We start from the raw sequence: 16,671 nt of genomic DNA, 5'->3' as shown, positions 1-16,671 counted from the left end.
CCTGTCACCCCGCCAAACCACCGGATCGGCAGGCGGCCGCTTTCCTACAGCCGCCCCTTTCGGTTAGGGTCGAACCATGACGCAGCGTCACCCCCTCCCAACCGCAACCGTCAGCCTCAACCGTCAGCCTGACACCCGCGCATACATGGGCAAAAACGTCAGACTTGTCAGGAACGGGTGCCCCGCTACCCGCTCAACCGGAGCGATTGCATGACTGGCCGCATCACAGGCATCGCCCGCCACGCCATCCCCAAGGGGCCGATGGAGGTTATCGACCACGCCACCGTCACGCTGGAAGGCGGCATCGGCGGCGATTTTCGCGGCGCGATGAAGGGCCAGCCGTACCGGCGTCAGGTCAGCCTGATCGAATCGAACGACTGGGACGCCGCGATGGCGCAGGTCGGCCATTCGATCCCGTGGGAACAGCGCCGCGCCAATTTGCTGGTCGAAGGCTTCGACCTGCCCCAGACCCCCGGCGTCCGCATCCGCATCGGCGCCGATGTCGTCCTCGAAATCACTTGCGAAACCAATCCGTGTGAACGGATGGAGGCACTGGCCGAGGGGCTCCGCGCCGCGCTCACCCCCGACTGGCGCGGCGGCGCGCTCACCAAAGTCATCACGCCCGGCAGCATTGCCGTCGGCGACAGCATCAGGATCGAACCATGACGCGTGCATTCAAGACCCTCGACGATATGGGCGACATCACCGGCAAGCGGGTGCTGGTGCGCGAAGACCTGAACGTGCCGATGGCCGATGGCGCGGTCACTGACGACAACCGCTTCCGCGCTGCGGTGCAGACCGTCGCCGAACTCGCCGACAAGGGCGCGATCGTCCTGATCCTCGCCCATTTCGGCCGCCCCAAGGTGCCGAGCCCCGAACTTTCGACCGCGCAACTCGCCCGCCCGTTTGCCCAAGTGCTCGGCCGCGAGGTCCGCTATATCGACTGGGAGGGCGACGCTGAATCCACCGCGACGCTCCAGCCGGGCGACATCGGCCTGCTCGAAAACACCCGCTTCTTCGGCGGTGAGGAAAAGAACGACCCTGCGACGGTCGAGCGCTTCGCCGCGCTCGGCGACCTCTACGTCAACGACGCCTTCTCCGCCGCGCACCGCGCCCATGCCTCGACCGAGGGGCTGGCGCACCGTCTGCCCGCCTTCGCCGGTCGCCAGATGGAGGCCGAACTCGACGCGCTCGACAAGGCGCTGGGCAACCCCGACCACCCCGTCGCCGCAGTGGTCGGCGGCGCCAAGGTCTCGACCAAGCTCGATGTGCTGAAAGCCATGGTCGGCAAGGTCGATCACCTGATCATCGGCGGCGGCATGGCCAACACCTTCCTCGCCGCGCGCGGCGTGAATGTCGGCAAGTCGCTGTGCGAGCACGACCTGACCGGCACCGCCGAGGAAATCTTCGACGCTGCGGACAAGGCCAATTGCACGATCCACCTGCCCTATGACGTGGTCGTGTCGAAGGAATTCGCCGCCAACCCGGCGTCGCTGCGTACCTGCAACGTCCATGAGGTCGCCGCCGACGAGATGATCCTCGACATCGGCCCGGCGGCGAGCGAGGCGCTGGCGGACGTGCTCAAGAACTGCCGCACTTTGGTGTGGAACGGCCCGCTCGGCGCGTTCGAGACCAAGCCGTTCGACACCGCCACCATGGCACTCGCCCACACCGTCGCCGCGCTGACCAAGGAAGGGTCTTTGGTCTCGGTTGCAGGTGGCGGCGACACGGTCGCGGCACTCAATGAGGCCGGCGTCGCGGGCGACATGACCTTCGTCTCCACCGCCGGCGGCGCGTTCCTCGAGTGGATGGAGGGCAAGGAGCTGCCGGGCGTGGCGGCGCTGACGCGCTAGGTATGAGCGAAGGCAGCCCGGATTATCTCGCGGCGTTCGATGCCGCTTCGCCGCGACTTTATCCGGGCGAGGCCGAGTATGAATTGGAGCGGGGGACCTGGAGTATCACGCTCTCGCTTCCAGTAATCGATGACACTGTGGTGCCCGAGGCGATCGACTCTTCCCGTAGCCTCCTGTCCCGGCTCGGCGCCCTCGATCGTGAAGCAGCCGCATGGCTGCGGGCGCAACCGGGCTGGCCATATGCCGACGACGCAGTGCTGTGGTTGTTGATCGTTGAGCCGACCAATGCGCGCTTCTGCTATCGTCAGGAGACGGCGAACGACGAACAGGTGGTCGGATTCAGGCGCGAAGCGGACGACTGGGTGCTTACCGGTCCCGACCCCCGGTTTCGCGCTTCCAGCGTTTCCGCGTGATCCGGCGAAGATGCCGGCAAATTTGAGGGCCTGCCGGGTTGGCTATCGTTGTCAGGCTTTTCAGCCGCTTGTCGCGCTGCAATAGGCCGCGCAACAAAGTGTCGGAACAGGGATGCCAGCGATGAACACCGCCGAAATGACTGCCAAGATCGCCGAGGGTAACGGCTTCATCGCCGCGCTCGACCAGTCCGGCGGTTCGACGCCAAAGGCGCTGGCCGGCTATGGCGTCGCCGATGACGCATGGTCGACCGATGAAGAGATGTTCGGCCTGATCCACGCGATGCGTAGCCGCATCATCACCTCGCCCTGTTTCAGCGGCGAGAAGGTGATTGGCGCGATCCTGTTCGAACGCACGATGGACGGCCATGTCGAAGACAAGCCGACGCCGCACGCGCTGATCGAGCGCGGCGTCGTTCCGTTCATCAAGATCGACAAGGGGCTGGAGGCTGAGGAAAACGGCGTTCAGTTGATGAAGCCGATGCCCGACCTCGATGCGCTGCTGACCAAGGCAAGCGCGCTTGGCGTGTTCGGCACCAAGGAGCGCTCGGTCGTCAACCTCGCCAACGCCGAGGGTATCGCCGCGGTGGTGAAGCAGCAGTTCGAGATCGGCGCCCAGGTGCTCAGCCACGGCATGATGCCGATCATCGAGCCTGAGGTGAATATCAAGTCGCCCGAACGCGCCGAAGCCGACGCGATCCTGCGCGACGAAATCCTCAAGTCGCTCGACGCCCTGCCCGAGGGGCAGCAGGTGATGCTCAAGCTGTCGATTCCCGCCACGCCGGGCCTGTTCGACCCACTGATCGACCACCCCAAGGTGCTGCGCGTCGTCGCCCTGTCCGGTGGCTTCAAGCGCCCCGAGGCGTGCGCCGAACTAGCCCGCAACCGCGGAATGATCGCCAGCTTCAGCCGCGCATTGCTCGAAGACCTGCGCCACGGCATGACCGACGCCGAGTTCGACGCTGCGCTGGGTGAGGCGATCGACGCGATTCACGCGGCGTCGACGAAGAAAGCGATGGCCGCCGCCTGACGGGGCGAAATGGGGGAGGGGACAGTGATGCGTAACTCGTGGCTCGCGGCGCTGTGCCTGATCGTACTGCCGGTCAATGGCGCGCTCGCCGCTGACCGAGGCGACGCCAAGGTCGTTGCGGCGGGTGAGGCCGAAACCGCGCATCGCGAATTCTTCGCCTATGGCGAATGGGTGCTGAAACTCGATCGCGCGGTCAGTCCGGCGATGAACGAAGTCCGTGCACTCGGCCCGCAATGGCAGGCCGCCATGAACGGCGGAAACTTCGCGGCAGTAGAGGGACGATTCCTCCCCCTGCTCGCCTCTGCCAAGCGCGCGATCGCCGACGCGCGTCAAAAGCTGGACGCGCTGCCCAGACCGGATTTTCCGACGCTCGAACTCCCGCCAGAGGTCAGAACTCCTGCGGTCCACGCCGAAATGGTGCGGACGCTGGGGCAGCTCGACGGCGTGCTCGATACCTTCCCCCCGGTGCTCAAAGCGCTGGCGCGGAAGGACATCAAGGCGACGGAAGCGGCGCTTGTGCAGATGCTCAGCTCCGCCAAGGCGATGTTCCGCGCGCAGGAAACCATGTCCGGCGTGTGGATGGCGACGCTTGAGGCTGGCGACCCCGGGCGCGAGGCGATGAAGTTCGAACAGCTCTATTTCCGCTCAGCCTCTCGCCTGATGACCGCGACTGAGCACCTGTCCTTGCGACGGCGTGATCCGGCGTTCGGCGCCGATGTGCTGCGTATCGCCGATGATATCGACGGCGTGATCGCCGCCGGGAACGCGTCGATCGAGACCGGTCAGGCCAAGGCGATGGCCGTCATGCTCGAACTTGGGTCCGATGCCGAGGGACGCAGCGCGAAGGCGATACTGACCAAGTCGCATACCGCCATGGGCATGTACCGCGACACCTTCGCCATCGCCGGGCGCTACAGCGCCGCGCTGCGCGCCACGGCGAAGCGCGCCGGCAGCACCGCGCTGACGTTGCAGCACCTCCAGGCGGTGATGGTAACCTTTCGCGCGACGCGCGAGGAACTCGATGCCGTCGGTACGCGTCAGGCAGAGGTGATGGCGGGGACGCGTTGACGGGCTTCCCGTTCGGCGCAACGCAGCCTATCAGCGCGACATGCATGATGAAGACGACCTGCCCCCGCTCGGCCCCGAATTCGCCGCCCAGTTCAAGCGCGACGACAAACGGCCGCCCTGCCAGCTTTACCTGATCTCGCCGCTAAGCGTTGATGGCGACTTCCCTGACCGGCTCGCCCGGGCTCTGGATGCCGGCCCCGTCGCCGCGTTCCAGTTCCGCGTCAAGGATGTCGATCAGCACGAAGCCGCCCGCCTCGCCGAGCCGTTGCTGCGGATCTGCGCCGACCGTGAGGTTGCGTTCATCGTCAATGACAGCGTCAGTCTCGCCAAAAGGCTGGGCGCGGACGGCGTCCATCTGGGGCAGGGCGATGGCGACCCGCGCGAGGCGCGCAGCGTGCTTGGCCCGGCGGCGCAGATCGGCGTGACCTGTCACGACAGCCGCCATCTGGCGATGGAAGCGGGTGAGGCCGGGGCCGACTATGTCGCGTTCGGCGCCTTCTACCCCACCACGACCAAGCCGACGACCCACCACCCGGACCCCGCGATCCTGTCGTGGTGGACCACGGTGTTCGAGATCCCATGCGTCGCGATCGGCGGCATCACTCCGGACAATGCTGCGCCTTTGGTGGCGGCAGGGGCGGACTTCGTTGCCGTGTCGAGCGGGGTGTGGGCCGGCGATGAAGTGGCTGCGATGCGCGCGTTCGAAGCCTTGCTGAACCAGCCGCGCTGACCGAAAGGGGCCGACGATGCTCGACCGGATGTTCACGATCGTCGCCGGTCGCATCGCCGCGCTGGCGGGCCAGCCGCTGGCGTTCATCGTCGCGGTGCTGCTGATCGTCGGCTGGGGCCTGACTGGACCGGTATTCGGCTTTTCCGATACCTGGCAGCTGATCGTGAATACCTCGACCACCATTGTCACCTTCTTGATGGTGTTCCTGATCCAGAATTCGCAGAACCGCGATGCTGCGGCGCTGCAGGCCAAGCTTGACGAGCTGATCCGGGCGATGGAGGGCGCGCGCAACGAGTTTATCGGGATCGAGCATCGCAGCGATATCGAGATCGAGGCGATCCGTGCCGCGATCGAAGCCGAGGTCCGCGCGAATGCGGCGGAACATCCGGCTGCGACGGTCGAGCGGCTGCGCAATCGCTATTGATCGCGCAACCCTCGCCGCGATGCCTCGTTATCCCCGAGTAACGAGACGGAGAGTGCGTGTGCGTAAGGGTGTTGCAGGATTGATCGGGGCGGTAGCGCTCGCAGCGGGTGGCGCAGTGGCGGTGCAGGCGCAGAACGGGGCCGCCGAGAAGTCGACTCCGGCGAAGCCCGCGCTCAGCCGCGACATCCTGCATGTTCAGGTGATCCTCGACCATCTCGGCTTTCCGCCCGGACCGTTGGACGGTCGCGAGGGGCAGGGACTGTCGGCGGCGCTCAAGGGGTTCCAGATCACCCGTCAGATTCCAGTGACGGGTAAGACCGACCCGCGCACGCTGCAGGCGCTGCATGAACACCGCGCGCTCCGCCCCACGCGGATCGTGCGCCTAACCCCCGAGATGCTGGCCGGGCCGTTCGTCCGCCCCTGGCCGCGCGACCCGCAGGCGCAGGCGAAGCTCAAGACGATGGGCTACCGTACCGCGCTCGAAAAGCTCGGCGAGATGTTCCACACGACGCCGCAGGTGCTGATCGAACTCAACAGCCCCGACACCCGCCTCGCGCCCGGCGTGCCGATCGAAGTGCCGAACGCAATTCCCGCGTCGCGTGCCTATCCCGCCGACATCAAGCCCGAATGGCGCAAGACGCTGACCGATCTCAATGTCGGCGCGGTGCAGCCCAAGGCGAACCGCATCGTGGTCGACAAGTCCGACAAGGTGCTGCGCGTGTTCGACGCCAAGGGCATGCTCGCGGCACAGTTCAACGTCACCGTCGGGAGCAAGCGCGACCCGCTGCCGATCGGCAGCTGGAAGATCAACGGCGTCGCGCCCAATCCCGACTTTCACTACAACCCAAAGCTGTTCTGGGACGTCAGTGACAAGAAGCCCGACGCGCTGCTGCCGCCCGGCCCCAACAGCCCGGTGGGCGTGGTGTGGATCGACCTGAGCAAGGAGCATTACGGCATCCATGGCACGCCCGAGCCCCACATGATCGGGCGCAGCGAAAGCCATGGCTGTATCCGCCTGACCAACTGGGACGCGGCGCGGCTGGCGCTGATGGTGTCGCCGGGCATCCCGGTGATCTTCCAGGAATGAGCCGGCTGCGGATCGTCCTGTGGGTGGCGGGGGGCTGCGTCGTCGCAGTCGTCGCCTTCCTCGCCGCGACGATCCGCGTGGTCGAGCCGAGCACCGCGACCGCCCAGCCTACGCCAGAGCCTCAGTCCCCGCGCGTCACCCACAGCAGGGACCTGATTGTCCCGGTTCAGGGTGTGAAGGCCGAAACGCTGCGCAGCAACTGGGGTGAGGCGCGTGGCGGGGGCGCACGGGCACATCAGGGGCTCGACATCATTGCTCCCGCCAACACGCCGGTGATCGCCGCAGCGGACGGGCGGGTGGAAAAGCTGTTCTACTCCAACGGCGGCGGCGGGATCACGCTGTACCAACGCTCGGCTGATGGCGGCTGGACCTATTACTACGCCCACCTCGCCGGCTACGCGCCGGGAATCGTGGAGGGCAGGATGCTGCGGACTGGCGAAGTGCTCGGCTATGTCGGCGACACCGGCAATTCCGGCGCCGGCAATTTCCACCTTCATTTCGGCGTCAACCGGATGGCCCCGGGCGAGCGCTGGCATCAGGGCACGCCGGTCGATCCCTATCTGCTGCTTGCCGGATCGCGCGTAGATCGCTAAGGGCCGCGCCTGTTCTTTCTCAGCACTGTAGGCGATCCCCATGAAGATCAGCGGCGTGGACATCCGTCCCGGCAACATCATCGAATATGAAAACGGCATCTGGCGCGCGGTGAAAATCCAGCACACTCAGCCGGGTAAGGGCGGCGCCTACATGCAGGTGGAGATGAAGAATCTCCGCGACGGTCGCAAGAACAACGTCCGTTTCCGCTCGGCCGAGACGGTCGAGCGCATCCGCCTCGACACCAAGGATTTCCAGTTCCTCTACCCCGAGGGCGACATGCTCGTCTTCATGGACAAGGAAACCTATGACCAGGTCACGCTGCCCCGCGACCTGCTGGGCGACGCCGCCGCGTTCCTTCAGGACGGCATGGATGTCGTCATGGAGCTGTATGACGAGGAAGCGATCAGCGTTCAGCTGCCCGACACGATCGAAGCGCTGATCGTCGAGGCTGACGCGGTGGTGAAGGGGCAGACTGCCTCGTCCAGCTACAAGCCCGCGATCCTCGAGAACGGCGTGCGCGTTATGGTGCCGCCCCATATCGGCGCCGGTACGCGGATCGTCGTGGATGTCTACGAGCAGACTTACGTCAAGCGCGCGGACTGATCTGTTCCCCTCCCGCGTGCGGGAGGGGCCAGGGGAGGGCGTGTTCGTGGCCTCACGACCCTCCGCTGATTGCTGACAGGCCCTCCCCCAACCCCTCCCGCAAGCGGAGGGGGGAGAAGAAGTAATGGTTTCGCATTCCGGCCTCATCACCGTCATCGAGCGTGCCGCGCGCAAGGCGGGGCCGCGGTTGCGGCGCGACTTCAACGAGGTCCAGCAGCTGCAGGTCAGCCGCAAGGGACCGGCAGACTTCGTGTCGATGGCCGACAAGCGCGCCGAAGACACGCTGATCGAGGAGCTGCGCAAGGCGCGGCCCGACTGGGGCTTCCTGGTCGAGGAGCGCGGCCAGATTGCGGGCGATCCCAACAAGCCGCGCTGGATCATCGATCCGCTCGACGGCACCACCAACTTCCTCCACGGCATCCCGCATTTCTGCATGTCGATCGCGGTCGAGGATCCCTTTGGCAGCCAGGGCAAGCCCGAAATCACGCACGGCTACGTCTATCAGCCGATCACCGATGAGAGCTTCTGGGCCGAAAAGGGCCGTGGCGCATGGGTTCAGGACCAGCGGCTGCGCGTCTCGTCGCGGCGCGACCTGGCCGATACGCTGATCGCCACGGGCATCCCCTATATGGGCCACGGCAATTTCGCCGAGTGGAGCCGCATTTTCGGTGCGGTTGCACCCGAAGTCGCCGGCATCCGCCGCTTCGGCTCCGCTGCGCTCGACCTCGCCTGGGTCGCGGCGGGCCGCTATGACGGCTTCTGGGAAAGCGGCCTCAAGCCGTGGGACACGGCGGCGGGCATCCTGCTCGTGAAGGAATCGGGCGGGTTCGTCACCGATTTCCGTGGCACCGACAATGCCCATGCCAAGGGCGAGATCCTCGCCGCGAACGACGCGATCCACTCCAAGCTGCACAAGCTGCTGGCCGGATCGCTGCGGTGATGCGCGCGGGGGCTCTGCTGCTGGCCCTGACGGCTGCCGCAGATGCCCCCGAGGCCGTCTATTCCGCGCCCGCGCAGCACCGGCTGGTCGAGGGGGTCGCCACGGACGGGGCGACGATCTGGCTGTCGAGCGTGCTCGACCGCAACATTCTGGTTCGGCGCGCCGGGGCCGTCACCAACATCGCGATGCCGGCGGGTACGCTGCACCCGCTCGGGATGGCATGGGACGCGCAGCGCAAGTGGCTGTGGGTCGCCACCGATTGCCCCGATCTGCCCGGCGTGGCCAAGTGCGACTCCGGCGCACTGGTCGCGCTCGACCGTAAGGGGCGGCTCAAGGCGAAGCTCTCGGCTGGACCGGGCTTTCACCCCGGCGATGTTTCCGCAGCGGGTGGCGCGGTGTTCGTGTCCGACGGCCTCAATGGTGCGGTCTATCGCCTCAACGGCGGCACCCTCGACCCGCTGATCGCCCCGGGCGTCGCGCGTTCGGCGCAGGGAACCGCGCTCACCGCCGATGGCCAGCATCTGGTCGTCGCCGATTATGGCCGCGGCGTCGCGACCGTCGATCTGAAAACGAAGGTGCGGACGTTGCTCCCGATGGCGGATGGCAAGCCGCTGCGCGGGCTCGACGGTTTGGTTCGCGTCGGCGCGGATTACTACGCGATCCATAATGGCAGCAGCCCCGGATCGCTGATCCGCTTCCGCATCACCGGAGCGCAGATCGATGTTACGGTCGTGCAGCGCGGAACCCTGCTCGCCGACCCGACTCAGCTCACCCATGACGGCAATCGCCTGCTTGTCGTAGCCGATGCTGGCTGGCCCGCGGCGAGCAAGCCGGACCAGCCTCCGCGCGGTTCAAACACGCTCGTCGCCTTTCGCCTCCCATAGCGCTTTAGTTGCGAGTGATTCTCAAGGGTTTCCGCCCTTGATGCCCCCCTGCCATCGGCCTAAAGCGACCCGAAGATTCCGCAACCGCGAGGGGCCGTCTTGGTCGACCTGTCAGAATATCTGCCGATCCTGCTGTTCCTGGGGGTGGCCCTGGTGCTGTCGAGCGCCTTTGTCTTCCTGCCCATGGTCGCGGCCCGTTTCACCGGGGCGCATCAGCCGACGCCGGAAAAGCTCACCGAATATGAATGCGGCTTCCCCGCGTTCGAGGATTCGCGCAGCCAGTTCGACGTGCGCTTCTACCTCGTCGCGATCCTCTTCATCATCTTTGATCTTGAAGCGGCGTTCCTGTTCCCCTGGGCGGTCACCGTGTTCGACCTGGGCTGGGCCGCATGGATCAGCATGATGATCTTCATCGCCGAACTCGGCCTGGGCCTCGCTTATGCGTGGAAGGTCGGGGCGCTGGATTGGGAATGAGCACCGTGAACCAGACTTCTCCGATCCTCAATGCGCAAGGTCAGCCGATGGCTGGCGGCGCGGTTGTTCAGCCCGATCAGTCGTTCTTCAACGACCTGAATGGTGAGCTGAACGACAAGGGCTTCCTCGTCACCTCGACCGAGGATCTGTTCCAATGGGCGCGCACCGGCTCGCTGTGGTGGATGACCTTTGGCCTCGCCTGCTGCGCGGTCGAGATGATCCACGTCAACATGCCGCGCTATGACATGGAGCGGTTCGGCGCCGCCCCGCGCGCATCGCCGCGCCAGTCGGACGTGATGATCGTCGCGGGGACGCTGTGCAACAAGATGGCCCCGGCGCTGCGCCGCGTCTACGACCAGATGTCGGAGCCGAAATACGTCATCTCGATGGGCAGCTGCGCCAATGGCGGCGGCTATTATCACTATAGCTACAGCGTCGTGCGCGGATGCGACCGGATCGTGCCGGTCGATATCTATGTCCCCGGCTGTCCCCCGACCGCTGAGGCATTGCTGTATGGCGTGATGCAGCTTCAGCGTAAGATCCGCCGCATCGGCACGGTGACGCGGTGAAGGCCCCGGCTCCCAAGTACGCCGCCAATGACGGCGTGATCGCGGCGGCGCAGGCTGCGCTGGGCGATATGTTGATCGAGGCGACCGATCTGGTCGGTGAGGTCAATCTGACCGTCGATCGCGCGCGCCTGCCTGAGGCGATGATCGCGCTGCGTGACGGTGCGGGTTTGCAGTATCAGGCGCTGATGGAGATCGCCGGGGTCGATTACCCGGCGCGGTCCGAACGGTTCGATGTCTGCTACATGCTGCTGTCCTACACCCGCAACCACCGCATCCGCGTCCGCGTGACGACGGACGAGGTAAAGCCGGTGCCGTCGGTCACCGCGATCTGGCCGGTCGCCGGCTGGCTCGAGCGCGAAGTGTACGACATGTACGGCGTGCTGTTCGAGGGGAATGACGACCTCCGTCGCATCCTTACGGACTATGGCTTTCGGGGTCATCCGCAGCGCAAGGACTTTCCGCTCTCCGGGTTCGTCGAGCTGCGCTATTCGGAAGCCGACAAGCGCGTGGTCTATGAGCCGGTGCAGCTGGCGCAGGACTTCCGCAATTTCGACTTTATGAGCCCGTGGGAAGGGGCGGAGTATATCCTGCCCGGCGACGAGAAATATGTCGCGCCGCCACCGCCGCCCGCGCCCCCGGCGCCGCCCGCTGCCAAGGTCGAGGAAAAGCCCGCTGCCGCTCCCGCCGCAAAGGGCGCGCCGACTCCGGCCAGCGCCGATACGGTTGCCAAGTCGGATGGCGCCGACAAGCCGGTCAAGGCGCGCGTGAGCAAGCCCAAGACCAGCGATGGCCCCGACGATACGGGCATCGGCAAGGCGTCGCCCGACGCCGGCCCTGCGCCGGCAGACCCCGATGTTGTGAAAAAGCCCCGCAAGCCGGCCAAGCCGCGCGCGAAGAAGGGGGATGAGGCATAATGGCCGAGTATCTCGACGAAATCGCCGGGCGCACCGATGCGAGCGACCCGAGCGTGGGCGACACCGCGATCGCCAATTACACGATCAACTTCGGCCCGCAGCACCCGGCGGCGCATGGTGTGTTGCGCCTCGTCACCGAGCTGGACGGCGAGATTATCGAGCGGATCGACCCGCACGTGGGTCTCCTGCATCGCGGCACCGAAAAGCTGATCGAGTACAAGACCTACACGCAGGCGCTCCCGTACATGGACCGCCTCGACTATTGCTCGCCGCTGGCGATGGAGCACAGCTTCGTGCTCGCGGTCGAAAAGCTGCTCGACATCGAAGTGCCGGTGCGCGCGCAATATCTGCGCGTGTTTTTCGCCGAGCTGACGCGCATCTGCAACCATATGCTCAACCTTGGCGCGCACGTCATGGACGTCGGCGCGATGACGCCGAACCTGTGGATGTTCGAGCTGCGCGAGGATTGCCTCAACTTCTTTGAGCGCATGTCCGGCGCGCGCATGCACCACAACTACCTGCGCCCCGGCGGCGTGCATCAGGACGTGCCGCTCAAGCTGCTCACCGACATCGGCGACTGGCTCGACACGCGCCTGCCGCAGCTGTTCGGCGACGCGATCAGCCTGGTCGCGGAAAACCGCATCTTCAAGCAGCGCAATGTCGACATCGCGATCGTCAACCGCGACGACGCGGTGAAATGGGGCTTTTCCGGCCCGATGATCCGCGCCGCCGGCATCCCGTGGGACCTGCGCAAGTCGCAGCCCTATGACGTGTATGACCGCATGGATTTCGAGATTCCGGTGGGCACGCGCGGCGACTGCTACGACCGCTTCATGGTCCGCGTCGAGGAAGTCTATCAGTCCGCGCGCATCATGAAGCAGTGCCTGAACGAGATGCCGTCGGGTCCGATCGCGTCGCTCGACCGCAAGGTGGTGCCGCCCAAGCGCGCCGAGATGAAGCAGTCGATGGAAGCGCTGATCCATCACTTCAAGCTGTATACGGAGGGCTTCCACGTCCCCGCGGGCGAAGTGTACGTCGCGACCGAAAGCCCCAAGGGCGAGTTCGGCATCTACATGGTCAGCGACGGGTCGAATAAGCCGTACCGCTGCAAGATCCGCCCGACCGCGTTCAGCCATTTGCAGGCGATGGACTTCATGTCGCGCGGGCACATGCTGGCGGACATCACCGCGATTCTGGGCGCGATGGATATCGTGTTCGGGGAGTGCGACCGGTGAGCGTTTCAACCTTTATCATGGCTGGTATTGCAGCCGTGACGGGCCAAAGTCCTGTCCCGGCGCCCTCCCATGAAAATCTGAAAATTTTCGAGAGCTATCTTAGCGCTATGAGGAAAGGTGAGGTCGCTCGGGAGCGTTCACCCTTTGCGGCCGATGCTTATCTCTCCACTGCAGGGGCGAAAGCCGGAAAAAACCCGTATGTGGATTTCTCTCAAGCTGTCTCAGCTTGCTCATTCTCGCGGTACTTGAGTCAGTTTCATGGAGGGCAGGCGTCTTCTTTTACTGCCGAGTTGAAATGTGAGTCTGGCTCACCGCTTGTGCTGACGGTCGAAATGTATGCGGGCCGGATCAATACTATGGTGTGGGGTGACACGCCCGCTCTCTTGGTGCCTCCGCCGCCGCCCGCGCCTTCGAAGCAGAGCCCGCGATGATGGCTGCACCCTCACTCTCCAGGACGCGCCCGTGAGCACCCGCATCGCCACCGCGCACGAAATGATCGCGCATTACAACGCGCAGGATGCCGACGCCTATGTCGCGCTGATGACCGACGATGCCTGTGAAGCGGGCTATCGCGGTGCGGTGCTGCGTGAAGGCAAGGAAGGCGTTCGCGCGGGGCTCAAGGCGATGTTCGTCCAGTTCCCACACAACCGCGCCGACATCCTCGCCAGCTATGAACTGGGGGAGACGGTACTGCTCCACGAAACGGTCTCGCGCGCGCCCGATGGCGAGCAGTTCGAGGTCATGTCCATCTACACCTTCAGCGGCGACAAGGTGAGCCGCGTGGAGTTCATCCGATGAGCATGGCGAATGCCCGAAAGCATTGGCGTGGGCTCGCCGGGATGGCGGCGATCTTTGTCGCGCTGGTCGCGATGGGGCCGATCTTTTTTTATGGGATTGGACCGGTGTTCGGTCCGCTGGTCGACGCGATGGGGTCCGAGGCCATGCTGGTGATTGCTGCGGCGATCGCGGTGTTTGTGCTCGGATCGCTCGCATTTGCACTTTGGGCCGGGAACCGGGCGGATCGCTCGATCGGCAAGGCTGAGACAAATGGCTGACGCAAACGCAATCGAAGACACGCCGGAACTCCGCGCACGTTGGGGCGGGTTCGCCTGGACGCCGGAGAACGCCGCAAAGGCCGCGACCATCCGTGCGCGCTACCCTGAGGGGCGGCAGATGAGCTGCTCCATTCCCTATCTCGACCTCGCCCAGCGTCAGGTCGGGGCGGAGACGGATACGCAGGGGTGGCTGCCGATCCCGGTGATCGAGTTCGTCGCGCGTGAGCTCGACATGGCGGTGATCCGCGTGCTCGAGGTCGCGACCTTCTACACGATGTTCAACATGCACCCGGTCGGCAAATATCATGTGCAGGTGTGCGGCACGACGCCGTGCTGGCTGCGCGGATCGGACGAGGTGTTCGCCGCGTGCAAGAACCGCGGCATGGCCAAGGGCAAGACCACGCCCGACGGCCTGTTCACGCTGACCGAGGTCGAGTGCATGGGCAATTGCGCGTCGGCGCCGATGGTCCAGATCAACGACGATAATTTCGAGGATCTGGATTACGACCGTACCGTCGCGATCCTCGACGCGCTGGCGCAGGGCAAGAGCCCCAAGGCGGGCACGCAGGAGCCCGGCCGCCACACCGTCGAGCCGCTGGGCGGCCCGACCAGCCTGACCGCGATGGTGTCCGACAACCACGATTACAGGAGCGAATGGTGAGCAAGAACACGATCTTCACGATCCTCGCCATCATCGGTGGCATCGTCGTCGCGATCTGGGCGCTGAAACTGGCCGCGAAACTGTTCGTGCCGCTGCTCGTCATCGGCGCGGGCGTCGCGATCTACCTCGCGGTCAAGGATAACAAGCGTATCGGGGGGCCGCGTTAACATGCTCGCGGACAAGGACCGGATTTTCACCAACCTCTACGGCTATCAGCCGTGGAACCTCGACGCTGCGATGAAGCGCGGCGCGTGGGACAATACCAAGGCGCTGCTCGACCTCGGCCCCGACACGATCATCGAAAAGATCAAGGCGTCGGGCCTGCGCGGGCGCGGCGGGGCGGGCTTCCCGACTGGCATGAAATGGTCGTTCATGCCCAAGAACCCGACGCCAGAACGGCCGAGCTTCCTGGTCATCAATGCCGACGAATCCGAACCGGGGTCGTGCAAGGACCGCGAGATCATCCGTCACGACCCGCACCTGCTGCTGGAAGGCGCGCTGGTCGCGGGCTTCGCGATGCGCGCGCGCGCGGCGTATATCTACATTCGCGGCGAATATATCCGCGAGGCGCAGACGCTGTTCGCAGCGATCGAGGAAGCCTATGCCAAGGGCCTGCTGGGCAAGAATGCCTGCGGTTCTGGCTATGATTTCGACGTCTTCTGCCATCGCGGCGCGGGTGCCTATATCTGCGGCGAAGAAACCGCGATGATCGAAAGCCTCGAGGGCAAGAAGGGCCAGCCGCGCCTGAAGCCGCCCTTCCCGGCGGGTGCCGGCCTCTATGGCTGCCCGACCACGGTCAACAATGTCGAATCGATCGCGGTTGCGCCGACGATCCTGCGCCGCAGCCCTGAATGGTTCGCGAGCTTTGGTCGTGAGAACAACAAGGGCACCAAGCTGTTCCAGATCAGCGGGCACGTCGAAAAGCCGTGTGTGGTCGAGGAAAGCATGTCGATCCCGTTCCGCGAGCTGATCGAAAAGCATTGCGGCGGCATCCGTGGCGGCTGGGACAACCTCCTCGCCGTGATCCCCGGCGGATCGTCGGTGCCGCTGGTGCCGGCGGCGGAGATCATGGACGCGCCGATGGATTTCGACGGTCTGCGCGCGCTCGGATCGGGCCTTGGCACCGCTGCGGTGATCGTGATGGACAAGTCCACCGACATCGTCGCCGCGATCAGCCGCATTTCGTACTTCTACAAGCATGAGAGCTGCGGCCAGTGCACCCCGTGCCGCGAGGGCACCGGCTGGATGTGGCGCGTGATGGAGCGGATGCGCACCGGCGACGCTGACATCAGCGAGATCGACACGCTGTTCAACGTCACCAAGCAGGTCGAAGGCCACACTATCTGCGCGCTCGGCGACGCGGCGGCATGGCCGATCCAGGGCCTGATCAAGCATTTCCGCCCGGAGATGGAGCGGCGCATCCTTGAAAAGCAGGGCGGCGGACTGAGCCCGATGCAGGAGGCTGCGGAATGATCGCCGCATTCGCTCTTGCCGCGACGCTGCTGACCGCCGCGCCCGCCGACGCCGCCAAGGAAAAGGCCGAGGCGGAGTCGATGGGGCGCAAGGTGCTGGGCGAGTTCGCCGAATGCGTCGTACAGGCGCACAAGCCGCTCGCGCGCAAATATGTGCTGACGCCCGCCGATCAGCGCATGTCGGAAGAAGAGTTCCGCAAGGTTGCTGGCGCGCGCTGTCTGGGCTTTCTTCGCGGCAAGCTGCGCATGCGGCCGCAGCAATATCGCGCGGCGCTGGCCGAGCGGCTGGTAGCGGTCGAGCTGAAGGGGCAGGGGCCGATCGACGCCGCGACCAAGCCAGCGCTGGTCTGGGCCATGCCCAAGCCGTCGGGCCGCACCGATGCCGAGCGGCAGGAAGCTGCGGCGTTCGCAGCCGCCGATGTCTATGTCGGCAAGCTTGGCGAATGTGTCGTCCGCGCCAATCCGGCGGGGGCGCAGGCGCTGCTCGCCACGCCGATCGGCGATGCGGCCGAGATGACTGCCTTTCGCGCTCTCGGCCCCGCGATCCCGGCCTGTGTGCCCAACGGCGAGACGCTGAAGCTCAACCGCGCGACGCTGCGTGAGGGGATCGCGATCAGCTATTACCGGCTGGCAGCGGGGGCGACATCGTGATGATTCAGAATTCGAAC

At 65.5% G+C, this 16,671-nt stretch carries 23 protein-coding genes; all 23 read left to right on the top strand.

Annotated features, from left to right (window positions below):
* The first annotated feature begins 210 nt into the window (after positions 1 to 210).
* Positions 211 to 666, top strand: coding sequence for an MOSC domain-containing protein (locus K9B35_RS13295; protein WP_224922336.1), 456 nt, complete (start codon positions 211 to 213; stop codon positions 664 to 666).
* A complete protein-coding gene (locus tag K9B35_RS13290) occupies positions 663 to 1,853 on the top strand; it encodes a phosphoglycerate kinase (protein ID WP_224922335.1) in 1,191 nt (396 codons plus the stop codon). Before K9B35_RS13295 ends, K9B35_RS13290 begins: the two co-directional genes overlap by 4 nt.
* Before the next feature lie 2 nt (positions 1,854 to 1,855).
* Positions 1,856 to 2,266 carry a hypothetical protein gene (locus K9B35_RS13285; RefSeq protein WP_224922334.1) on the top strand — a complete coding sequence of 137 codons (411 nt, stop codon included), beginning with the start codon at positions 1,856 to 1,858 and terminating at the stop codon, positions 2,264 to 2,266.
* A 121-nt stretch (positions 2,267 to 2,387) separates the two neighbouring features.
* Entirely contained in the window at positions 2,388 to 3,293 is a 906-nt protein-coding gene (locus tag K9B35_RS13280) for a fructose bisphosphate aldolase (protein WP_224922333.1), read from the top strand.
* 27 nt (positions 3,294 to 3,320) lie between these two features.
* Complete coding sequence (locus tag K9B35_RS13275) at positions 3,321 to 4,361, top strand: hypothetical protein (protein WP_224922332.1); 1,041 nt, start codon at positions 3,321 to 3,323, stop codon at positions 4,359 to 4,361.
* A gap of 40 nt (positions 4,362 to 4,401) precedes the next feature.
* A complete protein-coding gene (gene thiE / locus K9B35_RS13270) occupies positions 4,402 to 5,091 on the top strand; it encodes a thiamine phosphate synthase (protein WP_224922331.1) in 690 nt (229 codons plus the stop codon).
* Positions 5,092 to 5,107: 16 nt separating this feature from the next.
* On the top strand, positions 5,108 to 5,515 hold the full coding sequence (locus tag K9B35_RS13265) for a low affinity iron permease family protein (RefSeq protein ID WP_224922330.1): 408 nt from the start codon (positions 5,108 to 5,110) through the stop codon (positions 5,513 to 5,515).
* Positions 5,516 to 5,573: 58 nt separating this feature from the next.
* On the top strand, positions 5,574 to 6,602 hold the full coding sequence (locus tag K9B35_RS13260) for a L,D-transpeptidase family protein (RefSeq protein ID WP_224922329.1): 1,029 nt from the start codon (positions 5,574 to 5,576) through the stop codon (positions 6,600 to 6,602).
* Positions 6,599 to 7,195, top strand: a complete 597-nt coding sequence (locus K9B35_RS13255) for a M23 family metallopeptidase (RefSeq protein ID WP_224922328.1) — start codon at positions 6,599 to 6,601, stop codon at positions 7,193 to 7,195. The genes K9B35_RS13260 and K9B35_RS13255 overlap by 4 nt, the downstream gene beginning before the upstream one ends.
* A 40-nt stretch (positions 7,196 to 7,235) precedes the next feature.
* A complete protein-coding gene (gene efp, locus K9B35_RS13250; RefSeq protein WP_224922327.1) occupies positions 7,236 to 7,799 on the top strand; it encodes an elongation factor P in 564 nt (187 codons plus the stop codon).
* A 124-nt stretch (positions 7,800 to 7,923) separates the two neighbouring features.
* The gene (locus K9B35_RS13245; RefSeq protein ID WP_224922326.1) at positions 7,924 to 8,739 is read left to right on the top strand and encodes an inositol monophosphatase family protein; all 816 of its coding nucleotides are present in this window, start codon (positions 7,924 to 7,926) and stop codon (positions 8,737 to 8,739) included.
* Positions 8,739 to 9,623 carry a hypothetical protein gene (locus tag K9B35_RS13240; RefSeq protein WP_224922325.1) on the top strand — a complete coding sequence of 295 codons (885 nt, stop codon included), beginning with the start codon at positions 8,739 to 8,741 and terminating at the stop codon, positions 9,621 to 9,623. Before K9B35_RS13245 ends, K9B35_RS13240 begins: the two co-directional genes overlap by 1 nt.
* Positions 9,624 to 9,722: 99 nt before the next feature.
* Positions 9,723 to 10,097: an NADH-quinone oxidoreductase subunit A gene (gene ndhC, locus K9B35_RS13235; RefSeq protein ID WP_224922324.1), complete on the top strand. Its 375-nt coding sequence runs from the start codon at positions 9,723 to 9,725 to the stop codon at positions 10,095 to 10,097.
* 47 nt (positions 10,098 to 10,144) lie between these two features.
* Entirely contained in the window at positions 10,145 to 10,666 is a 522-nt protein-coding gene (locus K9B35_RS13230) for a NuoB/complex I 20 kDa subunit family protein (protein ID WP_224922890.1), read from the top strand.
* Positions 10,663 to 11,580 (top strand): NADH-quinone oxidoreductase subunit C, encoded by a 918-nt coding sequence (locus K9B35_RS13225; protein ID WP_224922323.1) that lies wholly within the window; start codon positions 10,663 to 10,665, stop codon positions 11,578 to 11,580. The genes K9B35_RS13230 and K9B35_RS13225 overlap by 4 nt, the downstream gene beginning before the upstream one ends.
* Positions 11,580 to 12,815, top strand: a complete 1,236-nt coding sequence (locus tag K9B35_RS13220) for an NADH-quinone oxidoreductase subunit D (protein WP_224922322.1) — start codon at positions 11,580 to 11,582, stop codon at positions 12,813 to 12,815. The genes K9B35_RS13225 and K9B35_RS13220 overlap by 1 nt, the downstream gene beginning before the upstream one ends.
* Entirely contained in the window at positions 12,812 to 13,246 is a 435-nt protein-coding gene (locus K9B35_RS13215; protein ID WP_224922321.1) for a hypothetical protein, read from the top strand. The genes K9B35_RS13220 and K9B35_RS13215 overlap by 4 nt, the downstream gene beginning before the upstream one ends.
* A gap of 61 nt (positions 13,247 to 13,307) precedes the next feature.
* Positions 13,308 to 13,613 carry a nuclear transport factor 2 family protein gene (locus K9B35_RS13210; protein WP_224922889.1) on the top strand — a complete coding sequence of 102 codons (306 nt, stop codon included), beginning with the start codon at positions 13,308 to 13,310 and terminating at the stop codon, positions 13,611 to 13,613.
* Positions 13,610 to 13,870, top strand: coding sequence for a hypothetical protein (locus K9B35_RS13205; protein WP_224922320.1), 261 nt, complete (start codon positions 13,610 to 13,612; stop codon positions 13,868 to 13,870). The genes K9B35_RS13210 and K9B35_RS13205 overlap by 4 nt, the downstream gene beginning before the upstream one ends.
* Positions 13,863 to 14,531 (top strand): complex I 24 kDa subunit family protein, encoded by a 669-nt coding sequence (locus K9B35_RS13200; RefSeq protein ID WP_224922319.1) that lies wholly within the window; start codon positions 13,863 to 13,865, stop codon positions 14,529 to 14,531. The genes K9B35_RS13205 and K9B35_RS13200 overlap by 8 nt, the downstream gene beginning before the upstream one ends.
* Positions 14,528 to 14,698 (top strand): hypothetical protein, encoded by a 171-nt coding sequence (locus K9B35_RS13195; RefSeq protein ID WP_156442874.1) that lies wholly within the window; start codon positions 14,528 to 14,530, stop codon positions 14,696 to 14,698. Before K9B35_RS13200 ends, K9B35_RS13195 begins: the two co-directional genes overlap by 4 nt.
* Position 14,699: 1 nt before the next feature.
* Entirely contained in the window at positions 14,700 to 16,004 is a 1,305-nt protein-coding gene (nuoF, locus tag K9B35_RS13190) for an NADH-quinone oxidoreductase subunit NuoF (RefSeq protein WP_224922318.1), read from the top strand.
* Complete coding sequence (locus K9B35_RS13185) at positions 16,001 to 16,654, top strand: hypothetical protein (protein ID WP_224922317.1); 654 nt, start codon at positions 16,001 to 16,003, stop codon at positions 16,652 to 16,654. Before nuoF ends, K9B35_RS13185 begins: the two co-directional genes overlap by 4 nt.
* Positions 16,655 to 16,671: the final 17 nt, after the last annotated feature.

The organism is Sphingomonas sp. R647 (assembly GCF_020177055.1).
Classification (GTDB): Bacteria; Pseudomonadota; Alphaproteobacteria; order Sphingomonadales; family Sphingomonadaceae; genus Sphingomonas.
Note: the sequence above shows the minus strand (reverse complement) of the source record. Positions and strands in the feature narration are given on the sequence as shown.

What these genes read in the sequence shown, in the direction of transcription:
- K9B35_RS13295 (WP_224922336.1), top strand. Translation starts at nt 211, where the DNA reads ATGACTGGCCGCATCACAGGCATCGCCCGCCACGCCATCCCCAAGGGG.
- K9B35_RS13290 (WP_224922335.1), top strand. Translation starts at nt 663, where the DNA reads ATGACGCGTGCATTCAAGACCCTCGACGATATGGGCGACATCACCGGC.
- K9B35_RS13285 (WP_224922334.1), top strand. Translation starts at nt 1,856, where the DNA reads ATGAGCGAAGGCAGCCCGGATTATCTCGCGGCGTTCGATGCCGCTTCG.
- K9B35_RS13280 (WP_224922333.1), top strand. Translation starts at nt 2,388, where the DNA reads ATGAACACCGCCGAAATGACTGCCAAGATCGCCGAGGGTAACGGCTTC.
- K9B35_RS13275 (WP_224922332.1), top strand. Translation starts at nt 3,321, where the DNA reads ATGCGTAACTCGTGGCTCGCGGCGCTGTGCCTGATCGTACTGCCGGTC.
- thiE (WP_224922331.1), top strand. Translation starts at nt 4,402, where the DNA reads ATGCATGATGAAGACGACCTGCCCCCGCTCGGCCCCGAATTCGCCGCC.
- K9B35_RS13265 (WP_224922330.1), top strand. Translation starts at nt 5,108, where the DNA reads ATGCTCGACCGGATGTTCACGATCGTCGCCGGTCGCATCGCCGCGCTG.
- K9B35_RS13255 (WP_224922328.1), top strand. Translation starts at nt 6,599, where the DNA reads ATGAGCCGGCTGCGGATCGTCCTGTGGGTGGCGGGGGGCTGCGTCGTC.
- efp (WP_224922327.1), top strand. Translation starts at nt 7,236, where the DNA reads ATGAAGATCAGCGGCGTGGACATCCGTCCCGGCAACATCATCGAATAT.
- K9B35_RS13245 (WP_224922326.1), top strand. Translation starts at nt 7,924, where the DNA reads ATGGTTTCGCATTCCGGCCTCATCACCGTCATCGAGCGTGCCGCGCGC.
- K9B35_RS13240 (WP_224922325.1), top strand. Translation starts at nt 8,739, where the DNA reads ATGCGCGCGGGGGCTCTGCTGCTGGCCCTGACGGCTGCCGCAGATGCC.
- K9B35_RS13230 (WP_224922890.1), top strand. Translation starts at nt 10,145, where the DNA reads ATGGCTGGCGGCGCGGTTGTTCAGCCCGATCAGTCGTTCTTCAACGAC.
- K9B35_RS13220 (WP_224922322.1), top strand. Translation starts at nt 11,580, where the DNA reads ATGGCCGAGTATCTCGACGAAATCGCCGGGCGCACCGATGCGAGCGAC.
- K9B35_RS13210 (WP_224922889.1), top strand. Translation starts at nt 13,308, where the DNA reads ATGATCGCGCATTACAACGCGCAGGATGCCGACGCCTATGTCGCGCTG.
- K9B35_RS13205 (WP_224922320.1), top strand. Translation starts at nt 13,610, where the DNA reads ATGAGCATGGCGAATGCCCGAAAGCATTGGCGTGGGCTCGCCGGGATG.
- K9B35_RS13200 (WP_224922319.1), top strand. Translation starts at nt 13,863, where the DNA reads ATGGCTGACGCAAACGCAATCGAAGACACGCCGGAACTCCGCGCACGT.
- nuoF (WP_224922318.1), top strand. Translation starts at nt 14,700, where the DNA reads ATGCTCGCGGACAAGGACCGGATTTTCACCAACCTCTACGGCTATCAG.
- K9B35_RS13185 (WP_224922317.1), top strand. Translation starts at nt 16,001, where the DNA reads ATGATCGCCGCATTCGCTCTTGCCGCGACGCTGCTGACCGCCGCGCCC.